Annotated in this window: 15 protein-coding genes; 1 reads left to right on the top strand and 14 read right to left on the bottom strand. The window is 64.0% G+C overall.

All coding sequences use genetic code 11. The features are described from left to right. Positions 1–436: 436 nt before the first annotated feature. From ACF8SD_RS05650 to zwf, 3 genes are read right to left on the bottom strand one after another with little or no spacing between them, the layout of a single operon-like run. Complete coding sequence (locus ACF8SD_RS05650) at positions 437–1,117, bottom strand: bifunctional 4-hydroxy-2-oxoglutarate aldolase/2-dehydro-3-deoxy-phosphogluconate aldolase (RefSeq protein WP_392484064.1); 681 nt, start codon at positions 1,115–1,117, stop codon at positions 437–439. Between the two features lie 17 nt (positions 1,118–1,134). Then, positions 1,135–1,848: a 6-phosphogluconolactonase gene (gene pgl / locus ACF8SD_RS05655; RefSeq protein WP_173887718.1), complete on the bottom strand. Its 714-nt coding sequence runs from the start codon at positions 1,846–1,848 to the stop codon at positions 1,135–1,137. After that, the gene (gene zwf, locus ACF8SD_RS05660) at positions 1,835–3,304 is read right to left on the bottom strand and encodes a glucose-6-phosphate dehydrogenase (RefSeq protein ID WP_009683411.1); all 1,470 of its coding nucleotides are present in this window, start codon (positions 3,302–3,304) and stop codon (positions 1,835–1,837) included. The genes pgl and zwf overlap by 14 nt, the downstream gene beginning before the upstream one ends. A gap of 211 nt (positions 3,305–3,515) precedes the next feature. On the opposite strand from zwf, the gene hexR reads away from it, so the two are divergent. Next, positions 3,516–4,379, top strand: coding sequence for a DNA-binding transcriptional regulator HexR (gene hexR, locus ACF8SD_RS05665; RefSeq protein WP_172828429.1), 864 nt, complete (start codon positions 3,516–3,518; stop codon positions 4,377–4,379). Here hexR and ACF8SD_RS05670 read toward each other — a convergent pair. The 11 genes from ACF8SD_RS05670 to edd form a co-directional block, all read right to left on the bottom strand. Next, on the bottom strand, positions 4,372–5,226 hold the full coding sequence (locus ACF8SD_RS05670; protein ID WP_173887717.1) for a D-hexose-6-phosphate mutarotase: 855 nt from the start codon (positions 5,224–5,226) through the stop codon (positions 4,372–4,374). The two genes, hexR and ACF8SD_RS05670, sit on opposite strands and share 8 nt — an antisense overlap. A gap of 116 nt (positions 5,227–5,342) precedes the next feature. Next, the gene (locus tag ACF8SD_RS05675) at positions 5,343–6,686 is read right to left on the bottom strand and encodes a carbohydrate porin (protein ID WP_173887716.1); all 1,344 of its coding nucleotides are present in this window, start codon (positions 6,684–6,686) and stop codon (positions 5,343–5,345) included. A gap of 40 nt (positions 6,687–6,726) precedes the next feature. Beyond that, a complete protein-coding gene (locus ACF8SD_RS05680; RefSeq protein ID WP_392484065.1) occupies positions 6,727–7,881 on the bottom strand; it encodes an ABC transporter ATP-binding protein in 1,155 nt (384 codons plus the stop codon). 3 nt (positions 7,882–7,884) lie between these two features. Continuing rightward, positions 7,885–8,742, bottom strand: coding sequence for a carbohydrate ABC transporter permease (locus ACF8SD_RS05685; RefSeq protein ID WP_392484066.1), 858 nt, complete (start codon positions 8,740–8,742; stop codon positions 7,885–7,887). Continuing rightward, the gene (locus tag ACF8SD_RS05690; RefSeq protein WP_009683405.1) at positions 8,735–9,643 is read right to left on the bottom strand and encodes a carbohydrate ABC transporter permease; all 909 of its coding nucleotides are present in this window, start codon (positions 9,641–9,643) and stop codon (positions 8,735–8,737) included. Before ACF8SD_RS05690 ends, ACF8SD_RS05685 begins: the two co-directional genes overlap by 8 nt. 178 nt (positions 9,644–9,821) lie before the next feature. Continuing rightward, on the bottom strand, positions 9,822–11,108 hold the full coding sequence (locus tag ACF8SD_RS05695) for an ABC transporter substrate-binding protein (RefSeq protein WP_392484067.1): 1,287 nt from the start codon (positions 11,106–11,108) through the stop codon (positions 9,822–9,824). Between the two features lie 106 nt (positions 11,109–11,214). Continuing rightward, entirely contained in the window at positions 11,215–12,462 is a 1,248-nt protein-coding gene (locus ACF8SD_RS05700; RefSeq protein WP_029885494.1) for an AGE family epimerase/isomerase, read from the bottom strand. A gap of 157 nt (positions 12,463–12,619) precedes the next feature. After that, positions 12,620–14,074 (bottom strand): ATP-binding protein, encoded by a 1,455-nt coding sequence (locus ACF8SD_RS05705; RefSeq protein ID WP_054881599.1) that lies wholly within the window; start codon positions 14,072–14,074, stop codon positions 12,620–12,622. Next, the gene (gltR, locus tag ACF8SD_RS05710) at positions 14,055–14,780 is read right to left on the bottom strand and encodes a two-component system response regulator GltR (RefSeq protein WP_392484068.1); all 726 of its coding nucleotides are present in this window, start codon (positions 14,778–14,780) and stop codon (positions 14,055–14,057) included. The genes ACF8SD_RS05705 and gltR overlap by 20 nt, the downstream gene beginning before the upstream one ends. 169 nt (positions 14,781–14,949) lie before the next feature. After that, positions 14,950–15,909 (bottom strand): glucokinase, encoded by a 960-nt coding sequence (locus tag ACF8SD_RS05715; RefSeq protein WP_392484069.1) that lies wholly within the window; start codon positions 15,907–15,909, stop codon positions 14,950–14,952. Next, a complete protein-coding gene (edd, locus tag ACF8SD_RS05720) occupies positions 15,906–17,732 on the bottom strand; it encodes a phosphogluconate dehydratase (protein ID WP_009683397.1) in 1,827 nt (608 codons plus the stop codon). Before edd ends, ACF8SD_RS05715 begins: the two co-directional genes overlap by 4 nt. Positions 17,733–17,884 lie beyond the last annotated feature (152 nt).

The following is a 17,884-nucleotide window of genomic DNA, read 5'->3' on the forward strand; positions in this document are numbered from 1 at the left end:
CCGGTACTGGCCCTATCGCTGGCAAGCCAGCTCCCACAGGGTACTGCACAGGCTTCGAGTGCTGCGGTATTCCTGTGGGAAATCACACAGCCCTAAGGGCTGCGCTGTCGCGCAGTGAACTCGATTCATAAGCCCGGCGCGCCCGCTCCAACAGGGTACTGCACAGGCTTCGAGTGCTGCGGTATTCCTGTGGGAGATCACACAGCCCTAAGGGCTGCGCTGTCGCGCAGTGAACTCGACTCATAAGCCCGGCGCGGCCCTGTGGGAGCGGGCGTGCCCGCGAACACCGGCGCAGCCGGTGCCATGCACCGCGCTGGATGCTTCGCGGGCGCGCCCGCTCCCACAGGGTACGCGGTGCACCCGGCGCTGCAAGAATGACAGGCAAAAAAAGGGGCGCCGACCAAGCGCCCCATAAGCCGTAAAGCACACAACAAATTCAGTGGGCGTCCACTAGCGCCATCGCCTCGGCACTGCACGCTTGGATCCGCGCCCAATCGCCATTCTTGATCCAGCTGCTGTCGAGCATCCAGGTACCCCCTACACACATCACGTTGGGCAAGGCCATGTAATTGCGCACATTGGCCGGGTTCACACCACCGGTTGGGCAGAAGCGGATATCGCCGAAAGGCCCGCCGAACGCCTTGATCGCCGCCACGCCACCGCTGATTTCCGCGGGGAACAGCTTGAAGCGACGGTAGCCCAGGGCATACCCCAGCATGATTTCGGACGGCGTGCTGATGCCTGGCAGCAGCGGGATCTCGCTGTCCACCCCGGCCTGGAGGAGCTCCGGGGTAATGCCTGGGGTGACGACAAATTGCGCCCCTGCGGCTTCAACGGCGGCGAACATACCGCGATCCAGTACAGTGCCGGCGCCCACGCAGAGCTCCGGGCGCTGCTTACGCAGTACCTCGATGGCCTTCAGCCCAAGCGCTGAGCGCAAGGTCACTTCGAGGGTACGGATACCGCCCGCAGCCAGTGCGTCAGCCAGCGGCAGGATGTCTTCCTCACGGGCGATGGTGATCACCGGCAGGATGCGCGCCTTTTCGCAAATGGCGTCGATCCGCGCGGCTTTGTCGGCCATCGAGAGCTTGGACTGTGGGCGTTCAAGGGTGGTCATGACTGTGGATCCTTGGCTCATGGGCACCAGTAGATGTCCAGGGGGGCGTGAAGAAAAGCGCGAATCGGCATTTCGGTAAGGTCGTTGCCAGCCAGCGCGGCGCGCAGGGTGGCGAGTTTGCCCTGGCCCTGCACGGCCAGCGCGGTAAAGCCGGCACTGGCCAGCAAGGCGCGGGTCATCGACAGGCGCTGGTGCGGCACGCTGGGCGCCAGCAACGGCAGGCAGCGACGTTGGCTAGCCAGGTCCAGGCCTGCTTTCAGGTTCGGGCTGGCCGGGAACAGCGAAGCGGTATGGCCATCGTCCCCCATGCCCAGCACCAGCACGTCGATCTGCGGCAGCTCGGCCAACGCCTGGTCGGCCAAGTGCGCTGCGGCGTCGAGGTTTTCCGCCTGCTGGTACAGGCCAATGAAGCGGGCCTCGGCCGCATTACCCTGGAACAGGTGACGGGCCAGCAGGCCCGCATTGCTGTCGGCGTGCTCTACCGGCACCCAGCGTTCATCGGCCAGGCTGACTGTGACCTTGGCCCAGTCCAGCGCTTCGCTGGCCAGTTTTTCCAGGAATGGCACCGGGCTGCGGCCACCGGACAACACCACGCAGGCCTGCCCCTTGGCAGCAACCGCAGCGCGCAGGCGCTCGGCCACGTCGTGGGCTTGAGCGGCGGCCAGCGCCGTGGCGTCTGCCAACTCGTGTACGTTCACGACCGCTGGCAGTTTCAGTTCAGATATCCCCATACCACGCCCTCCCATCGCGTGTGATCAGTGCAATCGAGCTCATCGGCCCCCAGGAGCCGGCCGCGTATGGCTTGGGCGCATCGCCCGCATTACGCCAGCCGGCGATCAACTGGTCGCACCACTTCCAGGCATACTCGATTTCGTCCTTGCGCACGAACAGGTTCTGGTTGCCGCGCATCACTTCGAGCAACAGCCGCTCGTAGGCATCCGGAATCCGCGCACTGCGCCAGGTATCGGAAAAGTTCAGTTGCAGCGGGCCACTGCGCAGTTGCATGCCCTTGTCCAGCCCCTGCTCCTTGGTCATTACCCGCAACGAAATGCCTTCGTCCGGCTGCAGGCGGATGATCAGCTTGTTGCCCACCTGCAAACGCTGTTCCGGGGCAAAGATGTAGTGCGGGGTTTCCTTGAAGTGAATAACGATCTGCGACAGCTTCTGCGGCATGCGCTTGCCGGTGCGCAGGTAGAACGGCACGCCTGACCAACGCCAGTTGCGAATGTCGGCACGCAGGGCGACGAAGGTTTCGGTATCGCTCTGCGCGTTGGCATTGTCTTCTTCCAGGTAGCCCGGTACGGGCTTGCCATCGCTGTAGCCGGCAATGTACTGGCCACGCACCACGCGGGTGCTCAGGGCGTCGCCCGTGATCGGTGCCAGTGCCTTCAACACCTTGACCTTTTCGTCGCGGATGGCATCGGCAGACAAGTCGCTGGGCGGGTCCATGGCGATCAGGCACAGCAGCTGCAGCAGGTGGTTCTGAATCATGTCGCGCAGTTGCCCGGCCTTGTCGAAGTAGCCCCAGCGGCCTTCGATACCGACCTTTTCGGCAACGGTGATCTCCACATGGGAGATGGAATTCTGGTTCCACTGGGTTTCGAACAGGCTGTTGGCAAACCGCAGGGCAATGAGGTTCTGCACGGTCTCCTTGCCCAGGTAGTGGTCGATACGGTAGACCCGGCTTTCCGGAAAGAACCGGGCGACAGCGTCGTTGACCCGGCGTGACGATTCCAGGTCATGGCCAATGGGTTTTTCCAGCACTACCCGGGTGCGCGCCACCAGGCCGGCCTTGTCGAGGTTCTCGCAGATGGCCCCGTATACAGCCGCGGCGGTGGCGAAGTAGGCGATCAACGGCAGCTCGCCGGGCAACTGCTCGGCCAGCGCCTGATAGCCTTCAGGCTGCAGGAAGTCCAGGTGCAGGTAGCTCAGCCGGGCGAGGAAGCGCCCCAGTGCGGCCGGCTCGATATCGGCCTCGGGCACATGCCGGCGCAGGTGCGCTTCGATGTGATCCAGGTGCGCCTGCGCACTGCCGGCCTCACGCGCCAGCGCCAGCAGACGGGTGTCCGGGTGCAACAGATTGGCGCGGTCGAGTTGGTACAGCGCAGGAAACAGCTTGCGCAGCGCCAGGTCGCCGAGGGCGCCAAACAGGGCAAAGGTGCAAGGTTCGACACTGATTGCAGCCATGATGTTGGTTCTTTCCTAAAGTTGGTCTAGGAATACCGCTTTCACATACGGTTTTCAAGGGGAAATGTAGTAAAAACCACAACATTACACACAAGTGTTACAGACAAGTGGTACGCCAACCGCACCGACAGTACGATAGACGACCGTGCAAAAAGCCTGCTGCTCCCACAGCCGGCTGTCTTCCCGACCCAAGGACATACCCATGGACCGCGTGCGAAACCTCCTGGAACAGATCCAGGGACGCCTCGACGAGCTGAACAAGGCCGAACGCAAAGTCGCCGAAGTCATCCTGCTCAACCCGCAACAAGCCACCCGTTTCAGCATCGCTGCGCTGGCCCAGGCGGCCAAGGTCAGCGAGCCGACCGTCAACCGTTTCTGCCGCTCGTTCGGCGTCAGCGGCTACCCGGAGCTCAAGCTGCAACTGGCACAGAGCCTGGCCAGCGGGGCCGCCTACGTCAGCCGTGCAGTAGAGGCCGACGATGACCCGGCGGCCTATACCCAGAAAATCTTCGCCAGCGCCATTGCCTCACTCGACAGTGCCTGCCAGCAACTGGACCCGATGCAGGTCAGCCGTGCCGTGGACATGATGATCCAGGCCCGGCAAATCCACTTTTTCGGCCTTGGCGCCTCCGCCCCGGTGGCCCTCGATGCACAGCACAAGTTCTTCCGCTTCAACCTGGCGGTATCGGCCCATGCCGACGTGCTGATGCAGCGCATGCTGGCCTCGGTGGCCCACACCGGTGACCTGTTCGTGATCATTTCCTACACCGGGCGCACCCGCGAACTGGTCGATGTGGCCCGCCTGGCCCGCGAAAACGGTGCCTCGGTGCTGGGCCTGACTGCCGCCGGCTCGCCCCTGGCCAACGCCTGCAGCCTGAGCCTGCATATCCCGCTGCCCGAAGACACCGACATCTACATGCCGATGACCTCGCGCATCATCCAGCTGACCGTGCTCGATGTCCTGGCTACCGGCATGACCCTGCGCCGTGGCGTGGATTTCCAGCCGCACCTGCGCAAGATCAAGGAAAGCCTGAACGCCAGCCGCTACCCGATCGAGGACGACGAACTCAACTGAGCCGGTGCGCCTGCAAACGCAGGTGGGCACGCTGCCCCGGCGCCAGGCTCAGGCCCTCGCCGCTGCCACTGGCAGCCTCGACGCAGACAAAGCCCTGGCATTCCCGCCCGGTCACGCCCATCAACGGGCGATTGCCCGGGTGCCAGACCACCGTGTCGTCGCTGTCGCCCGTGTCGATGCACAGCTCGCGCTGCCAGGCCGGGTCCTGCAGTTGTACCCGGGGCGTGCCCGGGTAGACCTTCTGGCAGCCGCCCTTGAGCTTCAGCGCACCGTCCTCACGGCAGGCCTGACGGCTCAGCCGGTCATAACCCTGTATATCCTCCAGCCCAGACAGCGCTATCTCGGAAACGTGACTGATACGCCAGTAGGCCAGCAAGGCATGGCTCAACTGGCAGGGTTGGCTGTCCTGGTGCTCAGTACTCAAGCTCAGTTCCATGCGGCTACCCAACCGGGCGTGCAGGTCGACCTGCCAGTCGCACAGGTCCAGCTGCCATTTCAGGCTTACGCCCTCCTCGTCCTCGCGGCTGTCCACCAGCTTCCAGTCGAGCAACCGCGCCCAGCCATGCGCCGGCCACAGGTCTTCGCTGGGGTGGCGGCCATACCATGGCCAGCACACCGGTACACCACCGCGTATCGCCCCCACTTGCGGCCACTGCTCGGCGCACCACAGCCAAGGCCGCTCGCCCGCCGGCTGAAAATGCAGCAGTTGCGCGCCCTGGCGGCTGAATACCGCCTGGCAACGGGGGTGGTCGATGATCAGCACATCGCGCTGCTGGTAACGCTCCCACTCGAATGTCGGCCGCGGCCGCTGCGAGGTGAAGAAGCGATGGAGCGGATGTTCGGGCATGGTTCAAAGCTCTTTTTGTTTGAGGTAGCGCTGTCTCAGCCTATCCCCAACACCCACTGCAGGGCAGTGGGTGCCGGGCGCCGAAATGGATTGGCGTAAATTTACAACAATTGCCCTCAGAATGACGACTGAATCTTCAAGCCGGCGACCAGCGCATTGTCCACCTGGTCAACCCCACCCGGGCTCTTGATGTACTGCAGGTTGGGCCGCACGGTCAGCCAGTTGGTGACGTGGAAGCCGTAGTACAGCTCGGCGTTGTACTCGGTGCGCTGCAATGGCATGAAGCCTGGGTTGTCATAATCGTCGATGCCGTTCTGCGCGTTGATCAGCTCGGCACGCTTCTTCACGTCGTCGTTCACATGGATGCGCGCCACGCCAAAGCCGATGTCATCCTTGGGCCGTGCGTCGAACGCACCTTTGTACACCAACCCCACCTGCTGGTAGTTGTCGACCACGTTGGTGGCCTTGTCGTGCACGGTGAAGTTAGCGAAAAGGCTGAGGCCACGGTTCACGTCCCCCGCATGGGCGGTGACCTGTTGCTGCGCCACCACCCACCAGCCATGCTTGCTGGAGTGCGACTTGAACGCGTCGCCGGTGAGACCCTGCGGGTTGCCGTTGACGTCGTCGTAGACATCGTCGGCCTTGGCGGTGCTGTAGTAGTAGCCCAGGCGGTACTCGCCCGGCAGGCCGTTGACCTTGGGTGACCACACCGCCTCTACCGGCAGGATCGCGCCCTTGGTGCCGCTGCCACTGAGTTTGAAGCCGTTGCCGGTTTCCAGGTTGGAGGGGTTCTGCTCGAAGGCACCGACCTGCACGAAGAAGTCCGGGGTGATGTTGTACTTCACCCGCAACGCCCACTGGCTGACCGGCCAGTTGTACCAGATGCCGCCTACCCAGTTGCCCACCTGCGAACCGCAGAAGGCTAGGTTCTGGAAGTCGCACGGGAAGCTGTTGAAATCCTCGCCCGGGCCGTAGCGGCCGACTTTCACATCCAGTGCGCCGTCGAAGTACTTCTGCTTGACCCACATCTGGGTCAGGCGCCAGGTCTGGCCGCGCCCCCACACTTCCTGCACCGAGCTGAACTGCCCGGCGCGCGGGTCGCTGATGCGGTCGTTGGACAGGTTACGGCCGCTACGCTCGGTGATCGCCAGCTTGAATTCGGCATCGTGCCAGCCGAAGATCTTCTGCAGGTCCAGGTGCGCGCCAAGGGCGAACTGGTCGCTGTAGCGCGCGGTTTTGTCGTGGTTGTAGCCGCCATGCAGGTTACCGGCCACTTCGCCCACGTAATCGAGGGTGAAATCGTAGCCCTTGTCCAGCAGCTCGGTACGGGTGCCGCCCCAGTCGCCGGTCATCCACTTCGATTCGCTGGAAAATGCCTCGGCAGCTTGTGCACTGGCGCTGCCAACCACGGCGAGCAATGCCAGCGACCCCAATGTCTTGATACGTTTGCGCTGTTCCATCCCTTTGCGTCCTCTTTTTCTTATTGATGATGTAGACGAATTAACGGCCTTTGAAGTGAGCCACGTTGTCCTTGGTGGCTGCGGCAGTGCTGGCCAGGTGCAGCCGCTCGCCGCTGTTGGCGTCGAACAGCAGCACCCGCGCCGGGTCCAGTTGCAGGTTGAGGTTGTCGCCAACCTGGCAGGCCACATCGGGCGCCAGGCGGCAGCAGACCTTGGTCTGGTTGAGGGTGACGAACACCAGCAGGTCCGGCCCGGTGGGTTCGGTGACCTGCACTTCGGCACGAATGGCCGGCAGGCCGTTGCCCTCGCTGGCCCCCAGGGCTATCTGCTCAGGGCGGATGCCCAGCAGGATTTCACGGCTATCCTGTTCATTGGCGGCCAGCCCCAAAGGCAGCTCGCAGCGCGCCTGGCCGCTGTCGAGCAGCGCCAGCAGGCGGCCATCCTGTTGCTTGAGGCGGGCCGGAATGAAGTTCATTGGCGGCGAGCCGATGAAGCTGGCGACAAACTGGTTGGCCGGGTCGTTGTAGATCTGTTGCGGGGTGCCGAACTGCTGGATGATGCCATCCTTCATCACCGCAACCTTGTCGCCCAGGGTCATGGCCTCGATCTGGTCATGGGTGACGTACACGGTGGTGGTCTTCAGGCGCTGGTGCATCAGCTTCATTTCGGTACGCATCTCGACCCGCAGCTTGGCGTCCAGGTTGGACAGCGGCTCGTCGAACAGGTAGATCTTCGGCCGCCGCGCCAGTGCCCGGCCCATGGCCACGCGCTGCTGCTGGCCGCCCGACAGCTGCGCCGGTTTGCGCGCCAGCAGGTGCTCGATCTGCAGCAACTTGGCCACACGCGCCACCTCTTCATCGATTGCCGCCTGCGGCAGCTTACGGATTTTCAGGCCAAATTCGATGTTTTCGCGCACGCTCATGGTCGGGTACAGCGCGTAGGACTGAAACACCATGGCGATGTCGCGGTCCTTGGGGCTCATGCCACTGACGTCCTGCCCGTCGATGAGAATGGCCCCGCCGGTGATCTGCTCCAGGCCGGCGATGCAGTTCATCAGAGTCGATTTACCACAGCCCGACGGGCCAACCAGGATCAGGAACTCGCCGTCGCTGATCGACAGCTGGATGTCCTTGAGGGTATCGGGCAGGCCGGTGCCGTAGGTCTTGTTTACATTGCGCAGTTCGAGCGTTGCCATGACTTACCCCTTGACTGCGCCGGCCGTCAGCCCGCGCACGAAATATTTGCCTGCCACCACATAGACCAGCAGGGTTGGAAGGCCGGCGATCATCGCCGCCGCCATGTCGACGTTGTATTCCTTGGCGCCGGTGCTGGTGTTCACCAGGTTGTTCAGGGCCACGGTGATCGGTTGCGAGTCGCCGCTGGAAAACACCACGCCAAACAGGAAATCGTTCCAGATCTGGGTGAACTGCCAGATCAGGCAGACCATGATGATCGGCGTCGACATCGGCAGGATGATGCAGCGGAAAATGGTGAAGAACCCGGCGCCATCCAGGCGCGCCGCCTTCACCAGCGCATCCGGGATACTCACGTAGAAGTTGCGGAAGAACAGGGTGGTGAAGGCCAGCCCGTAGACCACGTGCACCAGCACCAAACCACTGGTGGTGCTGGCCAGGCCAAGCTTGCCGAGGGTGAACGAGGCCGGCAGCAACACTGTCTGGAATGGCAGGAAGCAGCCGAACAGCAGCAGCCCGAAGAACAGCTGCGACCCGCGGAAGCGCCACATCGACAGCACATAGCCGTTCAACGCGCCGATGGCGGTGGAGATCAGCACCGCCGGCACGGTGATCATGATCGAGTTCCAGAAGTAACCGCTGACCGTGCCCCAGGCCTTGACCCAGCCAATGCCGGTGATCACCGCAGGCCAGCTCAGCAGGTTGCCGGTGCTGATGTCTTCCGGGGTTTTGAAGCTGGTCAGCAGCATCACCACCAGCGGCACCAGGTACAGCAGCACAGCGATCAGCAACACGCCATGGATGGCGATACGGCCAAGGCTGAGTGCCGTTTTGTCGGCAGGGCTATTCGATGCGCTATGCATGGCGTTTGCTCCGCAGCTCCGAGTACAGGTAAGGCACGAGGATCGCCAGAATCGCGCCCAGCATCAGGATGGCGCTGGCCGACCCCATGCCCATCTGGCCGCGGCTGAAGGTGAACGAGTACATGAACATGGCCGGCAGGTCGGATGAGTAACCCGGGCCACCGGCGGTCATCGCCGCCACCAGGTCGAAGCTCTTGATGGCAATGTGCGAAAGAATCATCAGCGCACTGAAGAACACCGGGCGCAGGCTGGGCAGCACCACTGTCCAGTAAATGCGTGGCAGGCTGGCACCGTCGATCTGCGCGGCGCGTATGATGGACTGATCAACCCCGCGCAGCCCGGCCAGGAACATGGCCATGATGAAGCCCGATGCCTGCCACACGGCGGCGATCACCAGGCAGTACACCACCCGGTCCGGGTCGATCAGCCAGTCCAGCCGAAAACCCTCCCAGCCCCAGTCGCGCAGCAGCTTGTCCAGGCCCATGCCAGGGTTGAGCAGCCACTTCCAGGCGGTGCCGGTAACGATCATCGACAGGGCCATGGGGTACAGGTAAATGGTTCGGATAAAACCTTCGCGGCGAATGCGCTGGTCCAGCAGTACCGCCAGCAACACGCCGATGGCCAGGCTGATGGCGATGAACAGGCCGCCGAACAGCAGCAGGTTCTTGCTGGCCACCCACCAGCGGTCGTTGTCGAACAGCCGGGCATATTGCGCCAGCCCCGCCCACTTGTAGGTGGGCAGGAAGGTGGAGGTGGTGAAGGACAGCACGAACGTCCAGAGGATGTAGCCGTAGAAGCCCACCAGCACAATGAACATGCTCGGTGCCAGCACCAGCTTGGGTAGCCAGCGCTGCAGCGCGTCCAGGGGTGAGGCCCGCAATTGGGCGGTAGTTGTGGTCATGGTTCACCTCAAAGGCGCTGCACTCCGGGTAGGAGCGGCCTTGCGTCGCGATGGGCTGCAGCGCAGCCCTGAGGACTCAAGTTCGACACCTACCTGAAAGATCGAGTGCGCAGGTTTGGGGCTGCTGCGCAGCCCATCGCGACGCAAGGCCGCTCCTACAACGGGACCGCGTCAGCCTTTACTGGGCCGCCTTGATGGCCGCCGCCAGCTTCTTCGCCGCATCGGCCGGGTCGGCCTTGGGGTCGTTGATGTAGTTGGTCACCACATCGAAGAACGCGCCCTGCACGGCCAACGTGGTGGCCATGTTGTGCGCCATGCTTGGCTGCAGGCCGCCCGTCTTGGCGTCGTCGAGGAAGTTCTTGGCGGAGGTTTGCGCGCAGCTGTCGAAGCCATACTTGCCCATGTTGCCGAGCATGTCGTTACGCACCGGAATCGACCCTTTGTTGATGCTGAAGACCTTCTGGAAGTCCTCGCCCAGCACCTTGCGCGCGATGTCCTGCTGCCCGGCGGATGTTCCGGCGTCGTTCTGCTTGAACACCACCAGCGAGTCGATGTTGTACAGGAAGGCCTTGTCAGTGCCGGGGAATGGGACGCACTGGTAATCCTTGCCGGCGGTTTTCTTCGCCAGGGTCCATTCGCTCTTGGCCCAGTCACCCATGATCTGCATGCCGGCCTTGCCGTTGATGACCTTGGCCGCTTCCAGGTTCCAGTCCTGGCCCTTGCCATCCTGGTCCATGTAGGTGGCGACCTTTTTCAGCTCGGTCAGTGCCTTGACCATTTGCGGGCCAGCCAGGGTGGCGCTGTCGAGGTCGACCAGGGCCTTCTTGTAGCCATCGACGCCCATTACTGCCAGGACCACGTTTTCGAACACGGTGCTGTCCTGCCAAGGCTGGCCGCCATGGGCAAGCGCAATGAAGCCGGCGGCCTTGAGCTTGTCGGCAGCGGCATAGAATTCGTCGAGGGTGGTGGGCGCCTTGTCGATGCCGGCTTTCTTGAAGACTTCGGGGTTGATCCACAGCCAGTTGATACGGTGGATGTTGACCGGCACGGCAACGTAGTCACCGTCGTACTTCACGGTATCGGCGACCTTCTTGTCGAGCAGCGAGTCCCACTTTTCTTCCTTGGCCACGTCCTTGAGCACATCGGCATCGAGCAAGCCGGTGGCCGCCCAGTCCTGGATGTCCGGCCCCTTGATCTGCGCCACACCGGGCGGGTTGCCGGCGACTGCGCGACTCTTGAGTACGGTCATGGCGGTGGCCCCGCCGCCGCCGGCAACGGCGCCGTCCTTCCAGGTGAAACCGTCTTTCTCGACTTGCGCCTTGAGCACATCGACCGCTGCTTTTTCACCGCCAGAGGTCCACCAGTGCACCACCTCTACACTGCCTTTGCTTTCAGCGGCGCTGGCGCCCAGCGGCAGTAAGGAGGCGAGCGAGATAGCAGCGGCGAGACAGAGTTTGGAATTCATCGAAGCACCTTTCTTGTTGTTATGCGTGCAAGTCAAACGCTTGCGTTGCATGGAGTCTAAACAGCGTGCCCGCCCCGTCAGGTAACGAAGCGATGCGTGAATGTCATCATTTGGTTACATTGCTGCCCAGGTTGCTGGCCAGGCTGGGCGCCAGCGGCAAGCCTGGCAGCAGCAGCGCCTGGTAGGCGTGATAGAGGTCGGGCTTGCCCGGCCAGATGGTCCCGGCCGGCCGGTTGTTGCTATCGAGTTCGTGGTGCCAGCTGCCCGCCACAGGGTCGATGAAGTGGTTGGCGATAAACCCCCAGAGGGTGCGGTACCACTGCTCGTAACGGGCCTCGCCGGTACGCTGCAACAAGGCCGCGGCGGCGGCGCACGCTTCGGCGTGCACCCAGTGCAGGCGCGCGTTCACCACCGGGCGGTTGGCCCAGTCCAGCGTGTACACGAAACCCTCTGCGCCATCGACGTTCCAGGCGTGCTGGCAGGCGGCCTCGAACAACCCGCTGGCACTTTCTGCCAGCCACTGCGGTGCCGGCAGCCCGGCACGTTGCAGGCTGGCCTCCAGGTGCAGCAGCAACCGCGCCCATTCCAGCGCGTGCCCAGGCGTGGTGCCAAAGGGCCGGAAATGATCGGCGGGGTGGTCGTGGTTGTAGTCCGCCACGGGCTGCCAGTGCACGTCGAAGTGTTCGATCACCCGGTAACCGCTACCGGCGGCATGGGTATGGATGATGCGTTCGGCGATACGCAACGCGCGTTGCAGCCACAGCGTGTTGCCGGTGACATCAGCCAGGGCCAGGAACGCCTCGGTCGCATGCATGTTGCTGTTGGCGCCACGGTACGGCTCGGGCAACTGCCAGGCACGGGAGTAAGCCTCTTGCAGGGCACCTTCGGCTTCGCTCCAGAAATGCCGCTCGATCACCTCGGTGGCGTCTGCCAGCAGGCCCCTGGCACTGGCGGCGCCCGCCACCACGGCAGAGCTGGCGGCCAGGGCGACGAAGGCATGCAGGTAGGCGGCCTTGCCGCTGTCCTGCTGGCCATCGGGGTGAGCGAACCAGCCCCCATAGCTGGCATCCTGCATGGCCCCGCGCAGGGCGGCCACGCCGTGCTCGGCGTAGGCCAGGCAGCCTGGAATGCCTTGCAGGTGAGCCAGGGCAAAACAGTGGGTCATGCGCGCCGTGTTCATGGTTTCGGCGCGGGCACCAGCGGCGAGTTGGCCTTTGGCATCCAGGTTGCCGAAGCCGTCCGGGCGTTTCGCGGCTTTGGCAAAGGCCAGCAGCCGCTGGGCCTCGGCCAGGCGCCAGGCGGTATGAGCCGGGGCTTTCAGCCAGCTGGTGGAGGGCAGTAGGTGGGTATTCATGAGCCAGCTTTATCCTTGCCAGTCGTGTGCGAATTCTAGCCAGCGGGGTCGAGGCAGATGTCACGAAGGAGGCTGGGATTGTCACTGGGCAGTGACAATTGAGTGACCTGAGTGCAAACCTTGAAACCCGTGCGGCCCTTGCAGGCAACACGGAAAATCAGTCCATGCCTCGCGGCAGGAACAAGGTTACCCGCAGCCCACCGTCGCGCAGGTTCAGCAAACTCACCTCGCCGCCATGGCTATGGGCAATATTGCGTGCAATCCCCAACCCCAGCCCGTAACCCTGTTGCTGGGCGGCCAGGCGGAAGTGTGGCTCGAACACCTGCTCCAGCTGCTGCTGGGGCACCCCCGGCCCTTGGTCATCCACCTGCAGCACAAAGCCCTCGGCGCTGTCGATGATACGCAGTTGCGCCCGTTCGCCGTACTTGATGGCGTTGTCGATCAGGTTGCCGATGCAGCGCCGCAGGGCCAGAGGTTTGCCCGGGTACGGTGCAAGCGCCTTGCCGTACACAGTGACGCGGCCATCGGCCAGGTAAGGCTCGGCCAGGATATCCAGCACCTGATTGAGGTCGACGGGCTCGATGTTCTCGTGGATGTCGGTGTCCTTCACGCATTGCAGGGCGCCTTTGACCAGCAGCTCCAGCTCGTCCAGGTCCTGGCTGAACTTGGCTTGCAGGCGCTCGTCTTCCAACAGCTCGACACGCAGGCGCAGGCGGGTTATCGGTGTGCGCAGGTCGTGGGATATGGCGCTGAACAACTGGCTGCGTTCGGTCAGGTAACGGCTGATACGTTCGCGCATGCTGTTGAATGCCCGGCTCACCTCGACCACTTCGCTGCCGCCACCTTCCGCCAGCGGCGCCACATCAGCGCCCAGCGACATTTCCCGCGCGGCCCGGGCCAGGCGTTTGAGTGGCCAGCTTTGCCAGTGCACCAACAAGCCGATGAACAGCAACAGCAAGGCCGTGGTCAGCACCATGAACCCCACCTGCTGGCGTGGCAGGCGTTCGGCTTCCAGGCCGGTATACGGCTCGGGCAGCAACGAGGCGATGTACAGCCACTCCCCCTCACCCAGGCGGATCTGCGTGACCAGCACCGGTGGCTTGAGGGGCTCGAGCGTCAGCGAGTAATGCGCCCACGAGCGCGGCAGCTCGTCGAGCTTGAGGCCGCTGTTGAAGATGCGCAGCTCGTCAGGCCCGACGAACTCGACGGAAATTTCCATCTGCGACCCCAGGCGCTCGTGCAACACCTGCTGGAATACATCGATCACCGCCTGCTTGCGCGCCGTGACGGGCAACGCCTGCATGTCCAGCGGGGTAGCATTGAGCGATACGAAAAACCGCGTGCCGCCCATGCTGCGCAACTGGTCGAGCACCAGCGGCCGGTAGGCCACCGGCAACGACCGGAAGTAACTGACGCTGGCGCTCATCGAATGGGCCAGGCTGCTGGCACTGGCCCGCAACCCCTGCAACTGGCTGGCGCGCAGTTGGGAAACCCAGATGATGCTCGACAACCCCTGGGCCAGCAGCACCACCAGCAGGGTCAGCAGCAGCATGCGCCCCAGCAGTGAGCGGGGCAGCAAGCGCCAGCGCCGCTCAGGACGCACAGCAGACATGCGCCGCCAACAAGTAACCGCTGCCGCGCACGGTGCGGATCAGCCGAGGAGGTTTGTCGGTGTCGCGCAGGCGCTGGCGCAGGCGACTGACCGCCATGTCGACGATACGGTCCAGCGGCATCGGCTCGCGGCCGCGGGTGGCGTTGCCGATGGTGTCGCGGTCGAGGATTTGCTGTGGGTGGTCGAGGAACAGCTTGAGCAGTGCGAAATCGGCACCGGAGAGAATCACCTCCTCACCATCGCGGTGGAACAGCCGGTGGCTGACCGTGTCCAGGCGCCAGTCATCGAAGGCCAGCACCGCACTGCCCGGCGCCGCCTGGCCAAACTCGGCGCGGCGCAGCAGGGCCTTGATCCGCGCCTGCAGCTCGCGCGGGCTGAACGGTTTGCCCAGGTAGTCGTCGGCACCCAGCTCCAGGCCGATGACCCGGTCGGCTTCATCAGAACTGGCAGTGAGCATGATGATTGGCACACGCGCCCGGCGCGGATGTTGCCGAACCCAGCGGCACAGGCTGAAACCATCTTCATCGGGCAACATGACGTCGAGAATGACCAGGTCGCAGGGACTGCTGTCCAGCGCGCGACGAAAGCCCGCACCGTCGGCTTCGGCATGCACCTGGAAGCCGGAGCGGCTCAAATAGGTTTGCAGCAGTTCACGGATTTCCTGGTCGTCGTCGACCATCAGGATCGATTTGCCGGCAGTGCTCAAGGTGGTCCTTCCTCTTCTTGGTTACAGGTCTTTGCTGCCTGTTTTTTATTGGGGCTGCTTTGCAGCCCTTCGCGGGCTTGCCCGCTCCTACAGGGATCGCCCAATTCATGACACAGCCATGCACCTGTAGGAGCGGGCAAGCCCGCGAAGGGCCGCAAAGCGGCCCCAGTCAATGATCCAGCGCTTGCTGCAAGGCCACACCCGCCCCCTGCAACCCGGAAAACTCCGCCGTCACCAGCCACACCGGCACACCCGCGAAGTAGCCGCTCATGCAGCCCTTGTCGGCAAAGCTGGCGGCGAACCCGCTGCGCAGGAACAGCTCGGCAAACCGCGGGATGACCCCGCCAACGATATAGACCCCACCGCGCGCGCCCAGGGTGAGCACATTGTTCCCGGCCACCCGCCCCAGGAACCGGCAGAACTGCTCGATCACCGCCAATGCCCGTGGCTCGCCGCCCAGCGCTGCATCGGTGATCTGCGCCGGGGACGTGTGCCGTGGGGTGTCGCCGTCCAGCGCACACAGGGCCTGGTAAAGCCGTACCAGGCCACCCCCGCTGAGTACCGTCTCGGCACTGACATGGCCGATTTGCTGGTGGATCTGCTGGTGGATCGCCGCTTCGCGGGCGTTGCCCACCGGCAGGTCGACATGCCCGCCTTCGCCCGGCAAGGCCTGCCAGTGCTGCCCGCCAAGGCGCAGCAGCGAACCCACGCCAAGGCCGGTGCCCGGGCCGATCACCAGCGCCGGGCGCGTGGGGTCTGCCTGGCCGGGGCATACCTGGCGCACTTCGCCTTCTTGCAGGCGGGTCATGCCCAACGCCATGGCGGTGAAATCATTGATCAACACCAGCCGCTCGACCTGCAAGGTCTTGCAGAACGCCAGGCGGCTCAGGCGCCAGTGGTTGTTGGTGAAGCGAAACTCGTCGCCCTCCACCGGCCCGGCCACCGCCAGGCATACCGCGGCCAAGCCGCCGCGGGCAATGCCCAGGCCATGCAGATAGGCCTCGATAGCCTGCTCCGGGCTGGTGTAGTCCGCGGTAGCGAAGACTTTTACCTCGTGCAACTGGTTGTCACGCCACAACGCAAAACGGGCGTTGGTGCCGCCGATATCGCCAACCAGCAGGTCCTTCATTTAAGGTTCTCCAGGGCAGAGGTGAAGGCACTGGCGCCCTGCTCTGCCGGGCTGAACGCCATGCGCATGAAGCCGAATAGCTCGCGCCCGCACCCCAGGTCATTGCCCTGGGGCGCCGGCGGCAGGTCGCGGCTGGCCAGTTCTTCGGCCGATACCAGTACCCGCAGCGTGCCTTCGACACCATCAACGCGCACCATATCACCATCGCGCACCCGTGCCAGCGGGCCACCGTCATAGGCTTCGGGGCACACGTGGATCGCCGCCGGGATCTTGCCCGAGGCGCCGGACATGCGCCCGTCGGTAACCAGCGCCACCTTGAAGCCGCGGTCTTGCAGCACGCCCAGGAACGGCGTGAGCTTGTGCAGCTCGGGCATGCCATTGCAACGGGGGCCCTGGAAGCGCACCACCGCCACGAAGTCACACTCCAGCTCACCGGCCTTGAACGCATCGGCCAGCGACTGCTGATCGTGGAACACCCGCGCCGGGGCCTCGACCACCTGGTGCTCGGCAGCTACAGCCGAAACCTTCATCACGCCACGCCCCAGGTTGCCCTCCATCACCCGCAGGCCGCCTTCGGCCGAGAACGGCCGCGCGACCGGGCGCAGGATGCTTTCGTCCAGGCTTTGCAGCGGGCCTTCGCGCCATACCAGCTTGCCATCATCGAGGAACGGCTCCTGGGTGTAACGGCGCAGGCCATGGCCGGCGACGGTGTTGACGTCTTCGTGCAGCAGGCCGGCATCGAGCAGCTCGCGGATCAGGAAGGCCATGCCGCCAGCGGCCTGGAAGTGGTTGATATCAGCCTTGCCGTTGGGGTAGACATGCGACAGGGTGGGCACCACCTCGGAGAGGTCGGCCATGTCCTGCCAGGTCAGCTGTATGCCGGCAGCCTGGGCAATTGCCGGGATGTGCAGGGTATGGTTGGTGGAGCCACCCGTGGCGTGCAGGGCAACGATGGAGTTGACCAGCGCCTTCTCGTCGACGATTTCGCCCAGCGGCATGAAGCTGCCACTGGCCTTGGTCATGCGCGTGACCTGTTGCGCGGCCTCGGCGGTGAGCGCATCGCGCAGCGGCGTGTACGGGTTGACGAACGACGCGCCAGGCAGATGCAGGCCCATCACCTCCATCACCAGCTGGTTGGTATTGGCGGTGCCGTAGAAGGTGCAGGTACCCGGGCTGTGATAGGAATTCATCTCCGACTCCAGCAGCTCCTCGCGGCTGGCCTTGCCTTCGGCATAGCGCTGGCGCACGTCGGCCTTCTGCTTGTTGGAAATGCCGGAAACCATCGGCCCGCCCGGCACGAAAATGGTCGGCAAGTGGCCAAAGCGCAACGCGCCCATCATCAGCCCGGGGACGATCTTGTCGCAAATGCCCAGCATCAGCGCGGCGTCGAACATGTTGTGCGACAGCGCCACCGCAGTGGACATGGCAATCACTTCCCGGCTGGCGATGGCCAGTTCCATGCCCGGCTCACCCTGGGTCACGCCGTCGCACATGGCCGGCACGCCACCGGCGAACTGGCCGACCGAGCCGACCTCGCGCAGGGCCTGCTTGATCTGCTCGGGGAAGTGCAGGTACGGCTGGTGGGCCGACAGCATGTCGTTGTAGGCCGAGACGATGGCCACGTTGGCGGCGTTCATCAGGCGCAGCGTTTGCTTGTCGTCGCTGCCGCAACCGGCCACCCCGTGGGCGAAGTTGGCGCACTGCAGGCTGGCGCGCATGGGCCCGTCACTGGCCGCGCCGCGAATCAGCTGCAGGTAGCGTTCGCGGGTGGCTCGGCTGCGTTCGACCAGCCGCTGGGTGACCTCAAGGATGCGCGGATGCATGTACTGGACTCCAGACTAATTGTAAGGGCGGTTTACCGGGCATTTCCCCTCCAACCGATTGCCGCCTAGGCTCAAGACCAGGAGCCCGCTGCATCGGTAGAGGCATCTTGCCCCACCACTCGTTGTATGTTTAAACAAAATACTGCCACTAA

The organism is Pseudomonas sp. CJQ_9 (assembly GCF_043106615.1).
GTDB lineage: Bacteria > Pseudomonadota > Gammaproteobacteria > Pseudomonadales > Pseudomonadaceae > Aquipseudomonas > Aquipseudomonas juntendi.